The following is a 20,992-nucleotide window of genomic DNA, read 5'->3' as shown; positions in this document are numbered from 1 at the left end:
TAAGCCCCTGGTCTGTGTTCATTAACCCCGAATACAGAAAACCATTGAACGGTGTGCCATTGGTGTTCATCGTTGCTAAAACGGGTTTGACGACCTGATCAATTGCCGCCTGTTTAAGGTCATCTGTGATGTGGGTACTGGACTGTATGCACCCATACCACCCGTGTTCGGCCCCTTATCACCATCCGCCAAACGTTTGTTGTCCTGGGCAATCGGCATCACCACAAGCTGGTCGCCCTGCACCATTGTGAAGAGTGAAAATTCCTCACCGGTCAAATAGGCCTCGATCAACAGGCGATGCTGATCCGGTTTATCAAAGATGGTTGTGATAGCAGTTTTCGCTTCAGCGGCGCTGTTGACGATAATGACACCCTTGCCCGCAGCAAGACCATCTGCTTTGATGACTTGTGGATAGGTCAGCGTCTCAGCATAGCTCAAAGCCTGCGTTTTATCCGTAAATTCCTGATAAGCTGCAGTCGGAACCCCGCTGTCGGTAATGATTTGTTTGGCAAATGATTTTGACGTTTCAAGGCGTGCCGCCATCTGAGAAGGCCCAAAAATCGGTAAGTCACGCGCCTCAAAATAATCCACGATGCCCTTCGACAGAGGCTGTTCAGGTCCAACCACGGTGCAAACGACCGCGTGAGTCTTCGCAAAATAGGCGAGTTGAGAGAACGCCAGCTCGTCAATTGCAACTGGTTCAACATGGGCTAAATCAGCCATTTTGGGATTGCCAGGTGCCACAAAAACAAGTCGGTTACCAGCTTTCGCCAAAGTCTGTGCGAGTGCAAATTCACGACCGCCGCCACCAATCACTAACCAATTTTCCATCATTGTCGTCCCTTCTAAAGACGGCTGGAATCCAATTTGTATTCCGGCCGTAGTGTCATCTTCATTGTAAGATTGCTGTGATTAATGTTTAAAATGCCGAACGCCGCTAAAGACCAGGGCAATACCGTACTCGTCCGCTTTGGCAATTGAATCCTTATCTTTGATACTACCACCCGGTTCCACGACGGCTTTAATGCCATTTTTGGCAGCAAATTCAACCGAGTCATCCATTGGGAAAAAGGCATCAGAGGCTAAAATGGCATCAGCAAAATCTGGTTTATCCTTTGCTTTATCAATCGCAATCTTCACGGAATCGATCCGGTTCATTTGCCCAGCGCCAACGCCTAACGTTTGATGATCAGTTGTAACAACGATGGCGTTACTCTTAACGTGCTTAACTACGGTCTGTCCAAATTGGAGGGCCTTTAATTGGGCTTGCGTAGGTTGTACTTTAGAAACAACCTCAAACTGATCGTAAGTTTCATGGGTCGTGTCGCTATCTTGCAGCAAAAGACCGCCAAGTAGACTGACACTATCTTGTCGCTGCTTTTTCATCGGGACAAAATCTAGCGTCAAGATCCGCAAATTTTTTTTCTTAGCTAACACTGCATAGGCATCGTCATCATAGCCTGGAGCAATAATAATTTCGAGGAACAGCGCATGCATTTTTTCAGCGGTCGCTAAGTCAACTTGACGATTTAAGCAATAATGCCGCCGAAAATCGAAATTGGGTCCGCATCGAATGCTAATTGCCAAGCATCTAATAACGTATCACCAACACCGATACCACACGGGTTCATATGTTTCAATGCGACAACGGTTGGTTTCTCGTCAAAATCAGCAATGATCCGTAGGGCCGCATCTGCGTCACGGGTGTTGTTATACGATAACGCCTTGCCATGTAATTGCTTCGCATTCGCCAGTGAGTAAGCTTCTGGAATTGGATCCTTGTAATAGGCCGCCTTTTGATGACTGTTTTCACCATAGCGCATGTCCTCAACCTTTTCATAGGTCATGGTGAGCTTCTCAGGAAATTCTTCCGTGGTCAGATACTTGGCAATCAGGGCATCATAGGCAGCAGTTTGGCGAAAGACCTTCGCTGCTAACTCACGACGATACGCCTCGTCTGCTGTGCCATTATCAAATTTGGCTAAGAAATCAGCATAGTCAGCCTTGTCAGTGATCACCGTCACATCACGGTAGTTCTTTGCGGCTGCACGTAACATCGAAGGCCCGCCAATATCAATGTTTTCAATGGCCTCCGCATCGGAAACGCCATCCTTTTGAATCGTCTCTTTGAATGGGTAAAGGTTAACACAGATTAAATCGATCGGATCAATGTGGTTTTCGGCCAGCTGTGCCATGTGGTCAGCGTTATCCCGTTTCGCTAAAATACCGGCATGTACGCGTGGATGCAGCGTTTTGACCCGGCCATCCAACATTTCTGGAAATCCGGTAATGTCTTCAACGGCTGTCGCCTGAACGCCGCCATCCTGAATGGCCTTTAACGTCCCGCCAGTGGAAATGACCTTAAAGCCCCGACTTGTCAATTGCGCGGCAAAGTCGACGATACCATCTTTATCTGAAACACTTAACAATGCTAATTTAGCCACTTAAAGCACTCCTTTTTCAATTAAATTCCGAACGGTTTTTGGGTATAACTGATGTTCCACTTCATGAATTCTATTTTCTAAATCGCTTAACTGATCATCATCGTACCGACGAACAGGTTCCTGAGCGATGATCGGCCCCGAGTCAACCCCAGCGTCAACGAAGTGAATCGTCACACCGGTGACCTTGACCCCGGCCGCAAAGGCGTCCTCGATTCCTGTCCGACCAGGAAATGATGGCAGCAACGCCGGGTGAATGTTCACAATTCGCCGCGGATAGGCATCTAAGAGCGTCGTGCCAACGATCCGCATGTAACCCGCAAGCAGAATGGCCTCAACCTTGGCTACGCGTAACTGCGTCAATAGCTGGGTTTCACGCTGAATCTTAGACACCCCTTTTTTAACTTGCGACAGCACAACAGGCACGTGATACTTGGCTGCCCGTTCGATCACCGGCACGTTATCATGGTCACAGACCAACATGACGACATCCATCGGCAATGACGCCTGCATCAGGCTTCAAAATTGGTGCCGTTACCGGAAGCAAAGATGGCGACCCGTTTAGTGGGCAACGTATTCGACTGGTTGGTCATGTCGTGTCACCACCTTACCGATAGATTGGGCTTTAACTGTCGTTTGATGCAACTTATCCAGAACAACTTGCGCCTTGTCAGCTGAAACGATCAATACCATCCCGATTCCCATATTAAAGACGGTCCGCATTTCAGACTGACTCACGTACCCAGCCCGTTGTAAGAGCTTAAAAATTGTCGGCGTCGACCAGGTTGTCTCATCCACCTCAGCCGTTAACGCCGTTGGCATCATCCGCGCTAAGTTTTCAATGATCCCGCCACCCGTAATGTTTGCGGCGGCGTGAATCAAACCGGCGTCGATCAATGGTCGCACCGCTTTGTCATAAAGGATGGTCGGTGTCAGCAGCGTCTGCATTAAGGAATCCGATAGACCTTCGTATTGGTGATCAACGTCTAACTTGGCATCACTAATGATCTTGCGCACCAGTGAAAACCCATTCGAATGCACGCCACTGGATGCCAAACCAATGAGGACATCACCAGCCGCAACGTGATGGCTGCCGAGCAGGTTTTGCTTGTCAGCAATCCCAACAGCAAACCCACTCAGATCATAATCGCCATCGTGGTATATGCCAGGCATTTCAGCCATTTCGCCGCCAATCAGCGACAATCCTGCCTGTTTGCATCCTTCGGCAATGCCGCTGACCACTGTTGTGACTTGGTCGGACTCAAGCTGACCAAGCCCTAGATAATCCAGGAAAAACAGTGGTTTAGCCCCCTGAGCCAAGATATCATTGGCACACATGGCAACCAGGTCGATCCCAATGGTGGCATGCTGTTGCGCTTGAATCGCCAGCAACAACTTCGTCCCAACACCATCGGTTCCGGAAACCAGCACAGGTTCGTGATACTGCCCCATTAAGGCGGTCAGTTCATACTCGGCACCAAATCCGCCAATGCCATTCAAGACGTTGGTGTCCTGTGTGGCCGCAACAATCGTCTTAATGTTGTCCACTGCTTGTTCGCCAGCTTCAATGTTGACGCCGGCCTGTTCGTATTGACTAGTCACCAATATTCGCTCCTTCATAAAGTCCGAGTCGGGCAACTTCAGCATCAAACCCGGCCTGATAATCGTAAAGCGGGGTTGGATAATTGCCGTCAAAGTAGGCGGTACACAGCCCATGATTTTCTGCATCGTTGAGGTCACCAATGGCTTTGATCAACCCTGGGACGCTTAAAAAGGCTAATGAGTCTGCTTCAATTTGCGTACAGATTTCTGGAATCGTGTTGTTTGCCGCAATGAGTTCCTTGGTCGTTTGAATATCGATCCCGTAGTAACACGGAAACTTCAGCGCAGGGGATGCGATGCGCACATGAACCGATTTTGCGCCGGCTTTTTTCAGCAATCGAACGATATACTTGCTGGTCGTCCCGCGAACGATCGAATCATCCACTAGAACGATATCTTTGCCAGCGACAACAGACTTCACAACGGAGAGTTTCATTGAAACGCCGCGGTCGCGTTTGGCTGCGTCGGTTCAATAAAGGTGCGCGCAACGTACTGGTTTTTGATCATCCCCATATCGTAAGGAATACCACTTTCTTGAGCGTACCCAATGGCCGCTGACAGTGATGAATTCGGTACCCCAAGGACGACGTCGGCTTTCACCGGATTTTCCCGGGCAACCAAGGCACCCATGCGTTTCCGCGCTTCATGCACGCTGATACCGCGAATAATTGAATCCGGGCGGGCAAAGTAAATGTATTCCATTGAACAGAGCGCCAGGTGCGTGTCAGTCGTAAAGTGATCAATGGTCATGCCATCGTCAGTGACAATAATAAGTTCACCAGGCTCAACATCGCGAACGAAACTAGCACCGACTTGGTCAAGCGCACAGGTTTCGCTGCAGATCACCGTCGCCCCATCAGGCATCTCGCCAACAACGAGCGGGCGAAACCCATTTGGATCCAGTGCAGCGACCATCATATGCGGTGTCATCAAGAGGTAGGCAAACCCACCATGAATCTGGTTAAGTGATGCTTTAAGTTGATTAATGAAGCCCGTTTCATGACTGGTAGCCACAAGTTCACCCAGAAGTTCGCTATCAGATGTGGCTTGAAAACTGACACCTGCATCACGGAGTATACCGCGAATCGTATCCGCGTTTGTTAAGTTACCATTATGGGCTAACGCAAATTCACCAACTTCATCGTGTGTAAACAGCATGGGTTGAATGTTTTCGACCCCATGATTACCTGCCGTCGCGTATCGCACATGACCAATGGCTGATGACCCATATAATTGATGAATTGTTTCCGAATCTCGAAACACTTCTGATAACAGCCCCAGACCGCGGTGGCGATAAAACTGCCCCTGGTCATTGCTCACAATACCGGCGCCTTCTTGACCCCGGTGTTGGAGGCTGTGTAGGCCGTCATAGGTCAACTGAGCCGCATCACTTGCGCCCCAGATACCAAACAGACCGCATTCTTCATTTAATCCTTTGATTTCAGCAGGCATGCGAGTGCGCCTCCGTATATCTCATTTAGGTCGTTGCTATCGGTGCGTAGTTCACCGTCAGCAGTTGACAGCGTAATTGTTGTTGCATCAGTAGTTGATCCGAGCAGCACGACCTGATCTCCTGCAAGTGCCTCGAAAGCCGTTTGTTGGTCAGCACTCACACTAACTAAGAACCGGGATTGCGTTTCGGCAAACAGCTGGCGGTTAGTCAGGGGGGGTGTCCCCGTAAAACCAAGGTGGTTGGTAAACAGGGCTTCCGCTAAGGCAACCCCTAACCCGCCTTCACTTAAATCGTGAGCAGATTGAATCAAACCGTTGCGAATCGCTTGTTTGATAAATTGTTGATTAGAATGTTCAGTCGCTAAATCAAAGCTGATGGTGCCGCTTGGCGTGGTCTGACCCAGCAATTTTTGAAGTTCTGAACCGCTAAAGTCATCATGAGTTTCGCCAACGAGGTAGACTAAGTCCCCCGCTTGTTTGAAATCCTGAGTCGTAATGTAGTTCAAGTCTTCAATTAGCCCAACCATGCCGATCATTGGTGTTGGGTAGATTGCCTTGCCATCCGTTTCGTTGTACATCGACACGTTTCCAGAAATGACGGGTGTATCAAATAACTCACAGGCCTTGGCGATGCTGGAACGGATTGATCAAGGGACCAGTAACTTTCAGGATCATCGGGACTGCCAAAGTTCAGACAATCCGTGATGCCAATTGGTGTGCCCCCAGCAGCCACAATGTTTCGAGCAGCTTCACTGACAGCAATCTCCCCACCCTGATATGGGTCAAGGTAGATATAGCGGCCATTACAGTCGGTCGTCATGGCCAGAGCTTTATTCGTATGCCGCACGCGGATAACGGATGCGTCGCTCCCAGGTGTCACGACGGTATTGGCCTGCACCTGAGCATCATACTGGCGAAAGACTGGTCTTTTAGACGCAATCGTTGGCTGTGCCAAGAGTGCCTTCAGCGTGGCCTCAGCATTAGGAATATCTGGCAGATCATTTTTAGCGGGACTCACAATATGTTGCGGCTTTCGCCCTTCGTGGACGTATTCCGGCACATCATCGACTAACGTTGAAACGGGCACGTTCGTCACGACCTCGCCATGTTGCGTCAGTCGATACATGCCATCATCGGTCACATGACCAACAACGACTGCATCAAGCTCGTAACGGGCAAAAATGTCCAGAACGGTCTGTTCTTCACCCTGCTTCACACAGAGCAACATCCGTTCCTGTGATTCAGACAGCATGATCTCGTAACCGTTCATATTGGGTTCGCGTTGCGGGACAAGGTCTAGGTTCATCGTTAAACCGCTATCGTCGGCCTTAGCTGCCATTTCAGCGGAGGAAGAGACTAGTCCAGCGGCGCCCATATCTTGAATGCCCATTAAAATGTCGGCGTGGTCGTGAATAATTTCCAGACAAGCATCCGTTAACAGTTTTTCCATAAAGGGATCACCAACTTGAACAGCGGAACGATCGGCTTCCTTTTCTTCACTAAATTCATTGGAGCAAACGTGGCGCCATTGATGCCATCGCGACCGGTTTTTGCGCCAACATAAATGATGCTGTTGCCAGTCCCGGTAGCGCGGCCCTTCTTCAGGTCCTTTTGATTCATTAAACCAACGCACATCACGTTAACGAGTGGATTACCGTTATAGACACTGTCAAACCCAATTTCGCCGCCAACTGTTGGAATCCCAATACAGTTACCATAAGCGGCAATGCCACGAACGACTTCGTCCACCAGGTAACGGTTTTTGGCATCAGTCAGTTCGCCAAAGCGCAAACTGTCCAGTGATGCAATTGGCTTGGCACCCATAGAAAAGATGTCGCGGATAATGCCGCCAACGCCGGTTGCTGCACCTTCATAGGGTTCAACAAAACTTGGGTGGTTATGACTTTCAGCCTTAAACACGACGGCCTGGTCGTCACCAATATCGAGGACACCCGCACCTTCACCAGGTTCCATGATGACCCTTGATCCCTTATTCCAAAACTTACGAAGCACGTGCTTAGAGTTTTTGTAGGAACAGTGTTCGCTCCACATGGCAGCAAACAAGCCGGTCTCAGTATAATTGGGCAATCGGTGTAATAACTTGTTACTGATCAGGTCGTATTCTTCTTCAGATAAGCCCCAATCTTTATACGGTTTTTGATCCCGAATTTCTTCCGGTGTTGGTTCCGTTCGCAGTTCTTGCATCAAATTACACCATCCTTGTAAAGTTGGCTAAAAGTGACCGAAAAACACTGAGTCCGTCACTGCCGCCAAGTAATGGATCGACAGCCCGCTCTGGGTGGGGCATCATGCCAAGCACGTTCCCCTGTTTGTTCACGATTCCAGCAATATCGGCGACACTGCCGTTCGGATTATCACGATAGGTAAACACAATTTGATGGTTTTCTTGAAGGTCGGCTAGCGTGGCTGCGTCGCAGTAGTAGTTCCCCTCGCCATGCGCAATCGGGAGCGTGATGGTCGCATCCGTCGCAAAGTCATTTGTAAATAACGTCTTGTTGTTCGCAACATGTAACGGTTCCGGTTCGCAAATAAACTGCATATTCGTATTATGTTGAAGACTGCCGGGTAACAACCCGACCTCAGTTAAAATTTGAAACCCATTACAAATACCCAACACCGGCTTGCCAGTCGCAGCAAAGGCCTTCAGCGCCGGCATCACCGGCGCAAATTTGGCAATCGCACCTGACCGCAGATAATCACCGTAAGAAAAACCGCCGGGTACCAGAACGGCGTCAAACCCATCGAGTTGTGTCTGGGTATGCGGGATGATTTCAGCGGTTTCCTTTAATCCGTCAACAATCGCGTAGTAAAGGTCCTCATCACAGTTTGACCCGGGAAAACTGATTACGGCAAATTTCATTGGTTCGCCAGCTCCTTTACATCGTAACGGTAGGTTTCCATGTTGGGGTTAGCTAACAATGTGTCACAGATCGAATCGATTTGTTGTTCGGCAGCGTCCTTTGACTCAGCATTCAACGTCACTTCAAAATATTTACCTTGCGTGACGGCATCCACCTCGTTGAATGATAACCGGTGCATGGCATTCTTGATAGCAACGCCCTGAGGATCCAAAATTGATGGTTTATAGGTGACGTGAATTTGCGCTAAAAACATTGGGTGATTTCCTCCTTAGGTGGGTGGTTAACGAGTGGCTTGTAAACGAGAGAGCACGGTCCGATAACCGTCCATGACGTCACCGGTATGCTTACGAAAAACATCTTTATCTAAGGAATCATGGGTCTTCGCATCGACTAATCGACATGAATCAGGCGATATTTCGTCACCCAAGATTAGCTTACCTTCGGGATCGAACCCAAACTCGAGTTTAAAATCAACTAAGGTGATGCCAGCTTTAGCGAAGAGTTCCGTCAAGGCATCGTTCACCTTGAGGGCTTGCTCACGAATGGTCTTCAACTGAGATTCGTCAGCAATCGAGAGTGCCAGGATCTGTGAGTCGTTCATAAACGGATCATCGAGACGGTCACTCTTGTAAAAGAACTCTTGAACCGGGGTTTTAAATGGCAGCAGGTATTCAGTATCAAATTTGCGTTGGAAACTACCTGAGGAATAGTTACGAATGACAACTTCAAGCGGGATCATCGTCATTTTCTTAACGAGCTGGTCGCTAGCATCAAGCTGCTTGATGAAATGCGTTTCAATGCCCTTTGATTGCAGGTAGTTGTAAATCAAGCTGTCGATCTGATTATTCACTTCACCCTTATCAGCGATCTGCTCTTTACGTTTGCCATTAAGTGCGGTGGCCTGGTTCATGTAGTGCACGCGGATGATCGTGTCATCCTCCGTTGTAAATAACTGCTTTGCTTTGCCTTCCTTGATCAATGTTGCCAAACTATTCAGATCCTTTCTGGTTATCTAAATGCTATTGAAATTGACTTACAGATGCTAACAATGTTTCAGTTGAGGGACCGACAACGGTAATGTGCCCCATTTTACGTGCGGGTCGAATCTCGGCCTTGCCGTAGTCATGAAAATGCCATTCTGGATGATCCTTGAAACTGGCGCGCGCCTGAGTGAGCTCATCCCCAAGCAGATTCACCATCACCGCCGGCTGTAATTGTTGAATCGGTGGTATTGGCAACCCGCAGATACTGCGAATATGCGCTTCAAACTGTGAGATATTGCAGGCCTCAATGGAGTAGTGGCCAGAATTATGCGGGCGTGGTGCAAGTTCGTTGATCATCAGGGTGCCATCCTGCAGTTCAAACAACTCAATGCCAAGCACGCCTCGCAGGTCTAACGCTTCCGCCGTGCGTTCCGCAATATCCGTTGCGCGTGCGGTCACTTCAGCAGGTACTCGTGCCGGAATGATACTCGTATGCAGAATGTGATGCTGATGCTGGTTTTCACTAACTGGAAAAGCAATGACGTGGTCGCGGCCATCGCGTGTGACCATGACGGATAATTCGCGGACAAAGGGTTGTCGCTGCTCGTAGATCCATTCAGTGTTCGGCAATTCGTCAGCGACCTTGTCAAAATCAGCAGGGCTATTGATGTCAAATTGGCCGTGGCCATCGTAGCCTCCTTCAACGGTTTTTAACAGCCCCGGGACGCCGATCTGTTCAACAGCCGCTTGGAGATCTGCCAAGGTCTTTACTGACGCGTAGTTGGTAACGGGCAAGCCGTGGTTACGGCAAAAGTTCTTTTCACGGAGCCGATGACTGGTAATGGTCAACAGATCAACGCCCTGTGGACACTGGGTCAGCGGTAGTACCTTGGTTAAACTTTCTTGACCAACATTTTCAAATTCATAGGTGATAACGTCTGCTCGCTTTGCTAATGCAGTGAGCTGGTCCTGGTCATCGTAGTCGGCAACCAGTTGAAAATCAGCAACTTGGCCGGCCGGTGCAGCAGGTGTCGGGTCGAGGACGCCAACCTTATACCCCATCGCCTTGGCAGCTAACGCCATCATCTGGCCGAGTTGCCCCCCACCGATGATACCAATGGTTGCTGGCGGTAATATGGGCTTACTGTAATTGGGCATTGCTGGCAATGGCCTCCTTGGTTTGTTTGTCCCGGTACGCAACCAACTGTGTGTTGACATCCTCATCCGTCAAAGCGATGATCTCAGCGGCTAGCAGCGCGGCATTCTTCGCGCCAGCGTTACCGATTGCCACGGTGGCAACCGGGATCCCCGTCGGCATCTGAACGATTGACAGCAACGAATCAACGCCGTTTAGCGCTTTGGTCTGAATTGGCACTCCGATGACCGGCAGCGTTGTATTGGCTGCCAGCATGCCTGGTAAATGGGCTGCCCCACCCGCTGCGGCAATGATGACCGAATATTGTTCGGCTTTCGCTGATTGTCCAAATGCTTGCAATTCCTGTGGCATCCGATGTGCGGAAATAACGTGTTTATCAAACGAGACGTGTAACTGTTCCAGCAGATCAGCCGTTTGCTTAACAGACGGCCAATCATAAATTGATCCCATGACAAGTGCGACCTGCATTCTGAAAATCTCCTTTGCGTTTATTAGTCATAGCGTACCAAGTTCATTTGATTGTGTCAATACTATAATCGAACTATGTTTAAATTTATCGACTGATAGTTCGTGTTTAGTAGAACTAATGTCGATTTTTTCTCAACACGATTGTCGATTATCCGTGATCCGGATCAGCAACAACTGCTTCACCAACCCTGACGCAAAAAAGCCACCCGCGCACACAGTTAGTGTGCAAACGAGTGACTTTTTCAGGAAATCATGCGCGCATGATTCCTCATTTTGTTATTCCAAGGTTGATTAATTACTTACCCACAACGATATTGACGATCTTCTTTGGAATCACGATGACCTTTTTCACATCATGACCTTCAGTATAGGTCTTCACAACGTCGTCAGCCAGGGCATCCGCCTTGATTGAATCCTCATCAGCTTCAGTAGCGACCTTAATGTGCGCACGGACCTTACCGTTGACCTGAACAGCCATTTCAACTTCTTCGACGACCAGTTTTGATTCGTCGTAAGTTGGCCATGACGCGTAGGCAATGGTCTTGTCGTGGCCCAGAAGTGACCACAGTTCTTCCGTAATATGCGGTGCGATTGGTGCCAACAGCTTCACAAGGCCTTCCATGTACATTAATGGCAGACTATCAGCCTTGTACGCTTCATTTACGAAGACCATCATTTGAGAAATGGCCACGTTAAAACGCAGGTTCTTCATGTCGTCGGTAACCGTCTTGACAGTTTGGTTATAAATCAGATCAAGCTGGCCGTCGTTAAACGTAGTGACCCGGTCACGCAAATGATTGTTATCGTCGATCATCAAGCGCCATACTCGGTCAAGCCAACGATGTGACCCAGTAATCCCTTCAGTACTCCAAGGCTTTGATGCATCCAAAGGTCCCATGAACATTTCGTACAGCCGCAGCGTGTCGGCACCATACTTGTCCACGATCTCATCAGGGTTAATGACGTTCCCTTTAGACTTAGACATCTTTTCATGGTTCGTCCCAAGGATCATCCCTTGGTTAACCAGCTTCTGGAATGGTTCCTTCGTTGGCACAACGCCAATATCATACAGGAACTTGTGCCAGAACCGGGCGTACAACAGATGCAGAACAGCATGTTCCGCCCCGCCAATGTACAGGTCAACTGGTAACCAGTACTTCAACTTTTCTGGGTCAGCAACCATCTTATCGTTGTGTGGATCGACGTAGCGCAGGAAGTACCATGAACTCCCAGCCCATTGCGGCATGGTGTTTGTTTCGCGTTTGCCTTTACGGCCGTTCTTATCCACCACGTTGACCCAGTCATCCAGGTTCGCCAGTGGACTTTCACCAGTACCAGAAGGTTCAAGCTGCTTAGCCTTAGGCAGGCGCAACGGCAATTCATCTTCTGGAATCAGAGTGGTTTCGCCATCTTCCCAGTGAATGACAGGAATAGGTTCACCCCAGTACCGTTGACGAGAGAAGATCCAGTCCCGCAAACGGTAGTTGACCTTCTTGTGGCCGGCGTCGTGTTCTTCCAACCAGTCAATAGCGGCCTTGATTGCCGTTTTCTTGTCCATCCCATTCAGGAAGTCAGAGTTGATGTGGGTCCCATCGCCAGTGAACGCTGCTTCATCCGTGTCGCCGCCCTCGATAACGGGCTTGATCGGCAGGTCAAACTTCTTGGCAAATTCAAAGTCCCGGTCGTCATGAGCTGGCACGGCCATAATGGCACCAGTACCGTATGACGCCAGCACGTAGTCGCCGATCCAGATTGGAATCTGTTCACCGTTGATCGGGTTGATCCCGTAAGCCCCGGTGAAGACACCAGTCTTATTCTTGTTGAGGTCAGTCCGTTCAAGGTCAGAACGTGATTCAATTTCTTTCTTGTAAGCGGCAATGGCATCGGCCTGTTCTGTCGTTGTAATTTCATCAACCAGGTCATGTTCAGGCGCTAAAACCATGTATGACGCGCCAAACAACGTGTCTGGGCGGGTCGTATAAACTTCGACCTGCTTGTCTTCATGACCAGCAACCTTAAAGAAGACACTAGTGCCTTCAGAACGGCCGATCCAGTTACGCTGCATTTCCTTAATGGATTCTGGCCAGTCCAGATCATCGAGATCATCGATCAACCGGTCAGCATAGGCTGTGATCCGCAGTACCCACTGTGTCATTGGGACACGATATACAGGATACCCGCCACGTTCAGTTTTTCCATCGACAACTTCTTCGTTGGCCACAACGGTTCCGCCCATAAAGTCGGGTGCCCAGTTGACCATGATCTTGTCTTCATAGGCTAACCCTTTTTTATACAATTGTTCAAAGATCCATTGGGTCCACTTGTAGTAACCAGGATCTGTTGTGTTGATTTCACGATCCCAGTCATAAGAGAAGCCAAGGGAACGAATTTGGCGTTTGAACGTTTTAATGTTCTGGGCAGTAAAGTCCTTTGGGTTGTGCCCCGTCTTTAAAGCATACTGCTCAGCAGGCAGCCCAAAGGCATCCCAGCCCATAGGATGTAAGACGTTGAACCCCTGCATCCGTTTCATCCGCGCAACAATATCGGTTGCGGTATAACCCTCCGGGTGCCCAACGTGAAGTCCTTGTCCTGATGGATACGGGAACATATCCAGGGCATAGAATTTCTTTTTTGAGTCGTCGTCATATGTTTTAAATGTTTTGTGTTCTTTCCAGTAGTGTTGCCACTTGCGTTCAATGACATCGTGATTGTAAGCCAAACAAAAACGCTCCCTTTCAATATGTTTGTGTGCACTATTAAAAACTAAAAAAGCCTACAAGAAACTAAGGACTAGTTTCTTGTAGGACGGAAATTCCGCGGTACCACCTACACTTCCCGTCAATAACACGGGCGCTTCGTTGTGCCATAACGCGGCAGCCACGGTCCGACCTACTTAGGTTCAGTCAAACTAACTCCGAGACGAGTTCGGTATCTCATCACGGTGGCTTCGCAACAACCAGCCACTTTCTGAACGTGATAATCCCCTACTAATCCTCATCAGTCTTTAATAGATTCAAGTGTCTTAATCCTACCAAATGGCAGTCTAAAATGCAAGATACCATTCAGGTTGGTATACTTAAGAAAACGGTTTTATGGAGGTTACCGAAAAAAATGAATTTAGAATCACCTTTGACATACAGTCACACCTTACTGGCACCCGTTATTCAATCAGGCGATACCGTGATTGACGCAACGGTGGGCAATGGTCACGATACGATTTTTCTGGCCAGTCAAGTCGGTCGGACTGGTCATGTTTTGGGCTTTGACATTCAACCACAAGCGCTAGTAGCAACTAAACAGCAACTTGTGTTAACGGGATTAGCCCCTCAGACGAACCTGATTTTGGCCGGTCACGAGTCTTTGAACGATTACCTTGATGCTGACCAAGAAATCACGGCAGCAACGTTTAACCTCGGTTATTTGCCGGGTAGTGACAAAACAATCACGACAACCAGCACGACGACCGTGCCCGCAATTGCGGCTTGCCTGCAGCATCTTCGCCGCGGTGGCATCGTTTCGGTAATGGTCTATTATGGGCACCCCGCCGGTAAAAGTGAAAAACAGGCTGTTTTGGACTATGTCAGTGGCTTGGATCAAGCTGCGTTTCAAGTTTTGCAATATCAGTTTATTAATCAGGTGCATGAACCGCCGTTTTTAGTGGCGATTCAGCGACGGTAGGTTTGGTAGCGATGAGGCGTGAATAAAAAACCTCATTCTTAGCGTCCGGATTGGGTGTTAAGGGTGAGGTCTTTTTATCATGGAAACGATTTGGTGGTTCTGTGGATTCGCTTTGGTGTTTAGACTTGCTTAGCTTCTGTGCTGAATTGTGTTCCGCAAGACAGCGCAGATTGTTTCTGCCTAAGCAAATCCTGGCAAAAATGCCAGGTTCAGGCATTTCTGATATTGAGTGCATCTTGCTGCTGGCTTTCTCGGTCTCATTGCCGAAACGTGTTCTGCAAGGCACGGGGCGGCCATGTAACGGGCTCTGGCAAAAAATCCAGAACCGGGATTTTCTGCCAACAGTGCTGTTGGCGATGTGCGTTGCTTTCACGTTGCCGAAACGTGTTCCGCAAGGCACGGGGCTAACGTGTAAGGGACTCTGACCAAAAAGTCAGGCCCGGACTTTTCGGTCAGAGTCCCTTACACACCGCCCCTAAACCGCCTTGCTCCACACTCTACAACTGTTCCTGCGGCAGCAGCACAATCTGACTCTCACCGTCATCGAAGACCCAGACATTTTCTGGGAAGTCATCTGAGAATGGGAACGGCGTGTCAAAGCTTGCTACTAGGGTGTCATTTTGGCTGAAGTCAAAGGTTAATTGACCGTCATTATTTCTCAATCCAAGCGCGAGGGTCTGAGGCAATTCAAACATGCCTTGAAGGTCATTATCAATAATGTACCAGACCTGGTCGATGATTTCATCGGGGAGGATATTTACGACCCCATAACTGGCATAGCGTGCGTGATCATTTTCAAACATCGCGATCGCCTCTCTTTCATTGGTTATCTGACAACGATTATACCGCAATTATCCAACGATATCAGGCTTGCCGTTCGGAAGTTGTTTTCGGGCGGTCCAACCCGTTGACGCAAAATGATAAAACGACCAACAATAGCGCCACAATAAAGATCCAGTGAAGCCCACTATAGAGGATCTCCCGCAGCGGCTTAATCAGGTGTGCAGGCAATTCTGACGCCGTTTGCGGGTTGATCAGTTTGTTCATCATATTGAGTGTTGTACCCGGATGATGGTGGACGCCGTTTGCCATTTGAACGTTCATAATGATGCCAAAGACTGAGATCATCAGTGTTTGACCGAGCGTTCGTCCAAGTGTATTGATGGAAGTTGCAACCCCAACGTTGGCGCCGCTAACTTGATTTTGTGCGGTAACTGTCGTGGTCGTGATGGTGATGCCAAAGCCAGTCCCACAGATGGCGGCAATGACAAAGAACCAGGCAAACGCAGTAGTTTCGGGTAATACTGCCATGGCAATCGCACCAATCAAAATAAACGTTAAACTGATTGCGATGATGCTTTTAGGCGTGTGATCCAGTAATAGTTTCCCGGCAATAAACGACCCCACGATCCACATCAGCGAACTAGGAGTTACAGCAAATCCGGCCAATGAAGCTGGCAGACCAAGAATCCCCTGAGTCCACGTTGGCAGGTAAACTTCAAACCCCATTAAGAAGCCACTAATCAGTGCTGCGACTAAATTTTGCGTGACAAACGTTCGATTTTTAAACATGCCCAATGGAATAATCGGGTTGTCAACACGGCCATCGTGACGAATAAACGCTATGAAGCCAAGAATTGCCACTAATAAACAACCAAGCAGTAACGGCCAACTGAGTGTGCTATCACCTAATAATTGGAACCCATACATCAGGGATAGCAAGCCAACAGTCAACCAGAAACTCCCCAAGAGATCCAGCCGTTGTGTTGTCCGACGACGTTCCTCCTTCAAGAAAACGACAATCATCACCACTGCCAACAAACCGATTGGAATGTTGATAAAAAAGATCCAGTGCCAGCTCAGCTGATCAACAATGAACCCGCCTAAAAGTGGGGCAACAATGGAAGCTATACCCCATGCGGACCCGTTGAACCCCATGACCTTGGCGCGTTTTTCCAAGGGGTATATATCAGCAATAATTGTAAATGAAATCGGCATGATCGATCCGGCGCGATCCCCTGAACAGCCCGCCAGAGGATGAGCTCACCCATACTATTCGAGAGTCCGGAAAGCGTTGACCCAATAATAAAAACAGCCAGACCGAACAAAAACACATTTTTACGACCCAACATATCCGCCAGCTTGCCGTAAATTGGTGTCGCAATTGCGTTTGTCAGCAAAAAAATAGAAAAGACCCAGTTCATCAAGGCAACGCCGTGGAGATCACCCACAATGGTCGGCATTGCTGTGGACACAATTGTCCCCTCAACTGCTGACATAAACGTCGCAATAAAAATGGCGATGGTGACCAGCGTCACGTTTGTTTTTCTTGAACCCATGTTACATCCTCACAGTATACGTTGGCCCGCACCCCCAACGTTGAAATTAGGGGTCAATTACCCCTGCCACAGTGTCAGTCGTCTGCCGCTGACGTTGTATTCGCTCATAAAACCGCTAATATCTAGTATAACAAAGACCAATCGCTGCGTCAGTAGTTCGAATCAATCAGGCAGACAAAAAGAGCCGTTATCCAGACGGATAAACGACTCTTTTTACTCGGTCTTAACCGATATGTTTACTTATTGTAACTCAGCCTTCAATGCGTCGACCTTGTCTGTGTGTTCCCAAGGCAGATCAACGTCGGTCCGGCCGAAATGACCGTATGCAGCAGTCTGTTCGTAGATTGGCCGCTTAAGATCCAGCATTTCAATGATGCCAGCTGGACGCAAGTCAAAGATCTTTCGAACAGCTGCAGTCAGTGCAGATTCAGAAACAGTGGCACTGCCAAACGTGTTCACTGAAACGGAAACCGGCTGTGCAACCCCAATAGCATAGGCAAGTTGAACTTCAACTTGGTGTGCAAAGCCTGCTGCTACGATGTTTTTAGCAATGTAACGGGCAGCGTAACTTGCTGAACGGTCAACCTTAGTGGCGTCCTTACCTGAAAAGGCACCGCCACCATGGTGCGCATACCCACCGTAAGTATCAACAATGACCTTACGACCGGTTAGCCCAGCGTCACCCTGTGGCCCACCGATAACGAAACGACCGGTTGGGTTGATCAAATAACGCGTCTTATCATCTAACAGCTCAGCTGGAATGACAGGTTTGATGACCTGTGCAATCACATCGTCATGGATCTGGTCCAATTCAACGCGCTCAGCATGTTGGGTACTGATAACGATCGTATCAACACGTACCGGCTTGCCGTTATCATCATATTCAACCGTCACTTCAGACTTAGCGTCAGGGCCAAGGTAGTCCAGGATGTTTTCCTTGCGAACTTTGGCGATTCGCCGCATCAATTGATGTGCAAGTGAAATGGCTAATGGCATGAGTTCAGGCGTCTCATCAATGGCATACCCGAACATCAAGCCTTGGTCACCGGCACCGATTTGGTCCAGTGGATCCGTTTCACCTTCACGGGTCTCAAGGGCGTCATCGACCCCTTGGGCAATATCTGGTGACTGTTCGTCAATGGCGACGAGCACGGCACAGTTATCACCGTCAAACCCGTATTTACCATCAGTGTAGCCAATCTTCTTAATGGTTTCACGAACAACGTGTTGGATATCAACGTACGCTGAGGTTGAAATTTCACCAAAGACCAGAACTAAGCCGGTGGTAACTGATGTCTCACAGGCGACCCGAGCGTCCGGATCCTGCGCTAACATGGCATCTAAGATAGCGTCACTAATTTGATCAGCAATCTTATCTGGATGACCTTCAGAAACAGATTCTGAAGTAAACAAATGTCTCTCTTGCATTGTAAAAATTCCCCCAATTCTTGATTTAGAGCGGTTACAAGGCATCTTCACTGAAACGTGAATCCTATCGGGAATAGACTTATAACTTTTCCAGTTTATCACAAATTTGTTGTCATTAACATAAGAAATGGTGATTTTCGTTGACCAGTCAGGGAAAAATGTATAGGATAAGGACATTGATACTGCGGAGGATTTGATCTTATCGAAACTATAAAACTACTGATCGTACGCTACCGCCGACTCCTGCAAGTGATATTATTCAGTGTGCTACAAACCGCCGGAATCACGATGTACGCCGCTTCGATCTCTTTTAAAGCCTATGAAACACCAACACTGCTCCCCTTTTTAATGATGATTGCCGTGGTGTTCTTTGCATTTGGTGACCTCTTCATTGCCCTAAATAGCCCTTATTACTCCCGGTTTAAAACGCAATTATGGTTATTGGCCACCATCGTTGTCACCGTGTTGAGTAACCTAATGTTACCCCTAATGGTCAATGTGATTAACGATCTCATTGTCATTTTATTGGTGCTGTTATTTATACTGCCAGCTCAGTTCACGAATGAATGGGGTCTGCTCAGTATGGCGCTGCTTTTTTCTGCGTTAGTGCCCAGTTTTTTCCTGCTGAGTCATCAATATCTGCCCCTTGCTGCCGTTAAGGCCATGTTACTGCCATTTCTGTGTTACGGGTACTTCTTTAAAGCTCATTTTGTAACCGTTAAATGGTCAGGAGCAGTTGGCTCCTAGGCGTTTTAATCGTTTTGGCACTCTTCATGACAGAATCAGCTATTTTAATGATTATTGTGACGATCGTATGTCTCATAATCTGGTTCCTACTCACGAGACAGCTATCCCAAACGTCAAACCGATTCTTACTGTTATCAGCCTGCTTCACTGCAATCGTGCTCATTTTGAACCGTTAACGACAAAGGAACCTCATTTAAAGCTGATTTTACTGCCTTATATAAGGATTTCTCAATTCCAATAGCCTGCAAGCTAAACCCCAATTTGTTAGCTTACAGGCTTTTTTAGTGTTTAAAGACACTGCTCATGCACCCCCTCATTTAGAGAATAAAGTGATGATTCAACCGTATTTTCATCTCATAGGGCGCCCTGCCCAACCAACCTTTTAAAGATTTCTAAAATGTCCATCAAATAATATCATAAATGCCGTTCTTGCTTTATGATACTGAATGTAATCAAGACTTATCTGGGAGGTTGAAGACTTGAAAGAAATTAAAGTTGTTGGGGACATTCGTGAAGGGAAGTTCCAGCCTGCGCTAACGCGAAACCCAATTGTTGATACTGCATTAATCAATCAATTCTGTGATCACCTCAGCGACTGGTTAACAGCCCATCACCTTGCCTATCCAGTTTCAGCTGTAACATGCTTTTTCAGTAACGGATAATGCGAACGACGATATCTTATACATAGTGGATAAACAGATTTTATCCGTTTTTAACGCGCATGAAGTGCATCAAATGCACATCTTGCCCGTTGACCATCAGGATCTGTTGCATGCCCGCCCAGATGCCTATTTTGACGCCATAGTCGTACTTCTTAAGAGTTTAGCGATAACAAAATAACGGGTCCGCCTTCGTGAGTGATATAGTGTCGAGTAGAAGCGTGGTTTGACTCTCATTCATCGTTTTCCTGCCCAATCATTAAAAACATCCCAAGACTGAATTCATCGTATGAATTCTGGTCTTGGGATGTTTTTAAGACTCAGTATGAAACACCACTCTCATACAGGCACTAATGACTAATCAGGGCGTATGAGCATGCTGCGGAAGTCGAAACAAAGTATGGTTGCACCTGTGTCTTCATGTTTTACATCAACCAACGCCTACACAAAGAAAGCTGGAAAAATGACACGATTATTTTTAGGGACCATCAATTTCGGCAATTGGACGCCAATCACCTTAATGAAGGACTCAAGTGGGTATTGTTCGTTTCCAACATAGCCGACGAAGTGTTTAAAATGAAGTCTGGCGTGTTTGATTGTATAGGACAAATATGCGGTTAATGGCGTTCCCTCATAAATCAGTTTTAGCGTGACATCGCCAATTTTATTTTCGTAAGAGGTTGCCCTCAGCATCTGTTCATTTCGTAATTCAATAGGCCGGTATCGATCAAGCGGATTGTGAATGTTCAAAATAGTATCAATTTGGTGTCCAGGTCGAAATAGCGTGTGGCTGGCGCGGTGTAATTCAGCGTAGGTTTCTATCACTTGTTTCAATGATGGGTGACCAGTGTACATAGTTCCTCCTATTTTGTGGGCAAAGTAACGAACAAGTGTCCAGACAGATTCAAAATTTTCAGAGAAAGTATATCATGGTTTATACCAATTAGACAACAGTCCGTACACGACTGTCGTTCTAGAACAAAATTGCGGGTCACTTCACCACGTGCTTAAGCACCGTTAGATGACTAAGAGCCGGTAATGATTACAGGCAATATTAATAATTTAAAACACAAAAAAAGACTAAGATCATTTATCTTAGTCACTTTTAGTACCGGAGGTGGGGTTCGAACCCGAACCACGTCCGTTCCAACTGGAAC

At 47.8% G+C, this 20,992-nt stretch carries 13 protein-coding genes, 6 pseudogenes, 1 riboswitch and 1 other annotated feature; of the genes and pseudogenes, 3 read left to right on the top strand and 16 right to left on the bottom strand.

Going from position 1 to position 20,992, the window contains the following annotated elements:
- Positions 1–19: 19 nt before the first annotated feature.
- From JCM11969_RS00100 to leuS, 12 genes and pseudogenes are all read right to left on the bottom strand, one after another.
- Positions 20–831 (bottom strand): annotated as a pseudogene (locus JCM11969_RS00100) (phosphoribosylamine--glycine ligase); the annotation flags it as partial.
- Positions 832–912: 81 nt separating this feature from the next.
- Positions 913–2,444: pseudogene (gene purH, locus JCM11969_RS00095) on the bottom strand (bifunctional phosphoribosylaminoimidazolecarboxamide formyltransferase/IMP cyclohydrolase).
- Positions 2,445–3,034, bottom strand: a pseudogene (gene purN / locus JCM11969_RS00090) (phosphoribosylglycinamide formyltransferase).
- The gene (gene purM / locus JCM11969_RS00085) at positions 3,003–4,046 is read right to left on the bottom strand and encodes a phosphoribosylformylglycinamidine cyclo-ligase (RefSeq protein ID WP_156319201.1); all 1,044 of its coding nucleotides are present in this window, start codon (positions 4,044–4,046) and stop codon (positions 3,003–3,005) included. Before purM ends, purN begins: the two are co-directional and overlap by 32 nt.
- Positions 4,036–5,495, bottom strand: a pseudogene (purF, locus tag JCM11969_RS00080) (amidophosphoribosyltransferase). Before purF ends, purM begins: the two are co-directional and overlap by 11 nt.
- Positions 5,471–7,700 (bottom strand): annotated as a pseudogene (gene purL / locus JCM11969_RS00075) (phosphoribosylformylglycinamidine synthase subunit PurL). The pseudogenes purF and purL overlap by 25 nt, the downstream one beginning before the upstream one ends.
- A 4-nt stretch (positions 7,701–7,704) precedes the next feature.
- Positions 7,705–8,376, bottom strand: coding sequence for a phosphoribosylformylglycinamidine synthase subunit PurQ (gene purQ, locus JCM11969_RS00070; RefSeq protein ID WP_054706778.1), 672 nt, complete (start codon positions 8,374–8,376; stop codon positions 7,705–7,707).
- Entirely contained in the window at positions 8,373–8,630 is a 258-nt protein-coding gene (purS, locus tag JCM11969_RS00065; RefSeq protein ID WP_054706775.1) for a phosphoribosylformylglycinamidine synthase subunit PurS, read from the bottom strand. The genes purQ and purS overlap by 4 nt, the downstream gene beginning before the upstream one ends.
- Before the next feature lie 27 nt (positions 8,631–8,657).
- Positions 8,658–9,365, bottom strand: coding sequence for a phosphoribosylaminoimidazolesuccinocarboxamide synthase (gene purC / locus JCM11969_RS00060; protein WP_225353060.1), 708 nt, complete (start codon positions 9,363–9,365; stop codon positions 8,658–8,660).
- 31 nt (positions 9,366–9,396) lie between these two features.
- Positions 9,397–10,518, bottom strand: a complete 1,122-nt coding sequence (purK, locus tag JCM11969_RS00055; protein ID WP_054706768.1) for a 5-(carboxyamino)imidazole ribonucleotide synthase — start codon at positions 10,516–10,518, stop codon at positions 9,397–9,399.
- Positions 10,502–10,984 (bottom strand): 5-(carboxyamino)imidazole ribonucleotide mutase, encoded by a 483-nt coding sequence (gene purE / locus JCM11969_RS00050; RefSeq protein ID WP_054706765.1) that lies wholly within the window; start codon positions 10,982–10,984, stop codon positions 10,502–10,504. The genes purK and purE overlap by 17 nt, the downstream gene beginning before the upstream one ends.
- Positions 10,985–11,279: 295 nt before the next feature.
- Positions 11,280–13,703, bottom strand: coding sequence for a leucine--tRNA ligase (gene leuS / locus JCM11969_RS00045; protein ID WP_054706762.1), 2,424 nt, complete (start codon positions 13,701–13,703; stop codon positions 11,280–11,282).
- 79 nt (positions 13,704–13,782) lie between these two features.
- Positions 13,783–13,992 (bottom strand) — a binding site (T-box leader).
- Between the two features lie 103 nt (positions 13,993–14,095).
- Between leuS and mnmM the strand changes: the two genes are divergently transcribed.
- Positions 14,096–14,662 carry a tRNA 5-(aminomethyl)-2-thiouridylate-methyltransferase MnmM gene (gene mnmM / locus JCM11969_RS00040; protein ID WP_054706760.1) on the top strand — a complete coding sequence of 189 codons (567 nt, stop codon included), beginning with the start codon at positions 14,096–14,098 and terminating at the stop codon, positions 14,660–14,662.
- 497 nt (positions 14,663–15,159) lie between these two features.
- On the opposite strand, the gene JCM11969_RS00030 is transcribed toward mnmM, so the two are convergent.
- The 3 genes and pseudogenes from JCM11969_RS00030 to metK all read right to left on the bottom strand — a co-directional run bounded on the left by JCM11969_RS00030 (position 15,160) and on the right by metK (position 18,429).
- Complete coding sequence (locus JCM11969_RS00030; protein ID WP_054706753.1) at positions 15,160–15,465, bottom strand: DUF960 family protein; 306 nt, start codon at positions 15,463–15,465, stop codon at positions 15,160–15,162.
- A 61-nt stretch (positions 15,466–15,526) separates the two neighbouring features.
- Positions 15,527–17,001, bottom strand: a pseudogene (locus JCM11969_RS00025) (MDR family MFS transporter).
- Positions 17,002–17,241: 240 nt separating this feature from the next.
- Entirely contained in the window at positions 17,242–18,429 is a 1,188-nt protein-coding gene (gene metK / locus JCM11969_RS00020) for a methionine adenosyltransferase (RefSeq protein ID WP_054706750.1), read from the bottom strand.
- A riboswitch (SMK box riboswitch) is annotated at positions 18,427–18,519 on the bottom strand. (Overlaps the previous gene by 3 nt.)
- Before the next feature lie 174 nt (positions 18,520–18,693).
- Here metK and JCM11969_RS00015 point away from each other — a divergent pair.
- Both JCM11969_RS00015 and JCM11969_RS00010 read left to right on the top strand, forming a co-directional pair.
- Complete coding sequence (locus JCM11969_RS00015; RefSeq protein ID WP_054706748.1) at positions 18,694–19,176, top strand: hypothetical protein; 483 nt, start codon at positions 18,694–18,696, stop codon at positions 19,174–19,176.
- Between the two features lie 479 nt (positions 19,177–19,655).
- A complete protein-coding gene (locus JCM11969_RS00010; RefSeq protein WP_054706745.1) occupies positions 19,656–19,838 on the top strand; it encodes a hypothetical protein in 183 nt (60 codons plus the stop codon).
- Between the two features lie 438 nt (positions 19,839–20,276).
- Here JCM11969_RS00010 and JCM11969_RS00005 read toward each other — a convergent pair whose 3' ends face one another.
- Positions 20,277–20,690 carry a hypothetical protein gene (locus tag JCM11969_RS00005; protein WP_054706743.1) on the bottom strand — a complete coding sequence of 138 codons (414 nt, stop codon included), beginning with the start codon at positions 20,688–20,690 and terminating at the stop codon, positions 20,277–20,279.
- Positions 20,691–20,992 lie beyond the last annotated feature (302 nt).

Origin of the sequence: Secundilactobacillus paracollinoides DSM 15502 = JCM 11969 (assembly GCF_001311135.1) — a bacterium.
GTDB classification, from domain to species: Bacteria; Bacillota; Bacilli; order Lactobacillales; family Lactobacillaceae; genus Secundilactobacillus; species Secundilactobacillus paracollinoides.
The sequence above is the reverse complement of the archived record's forward strand: the minus strand, read 5'-3'. Positions and strand labels throughout refer to the sequence as shown.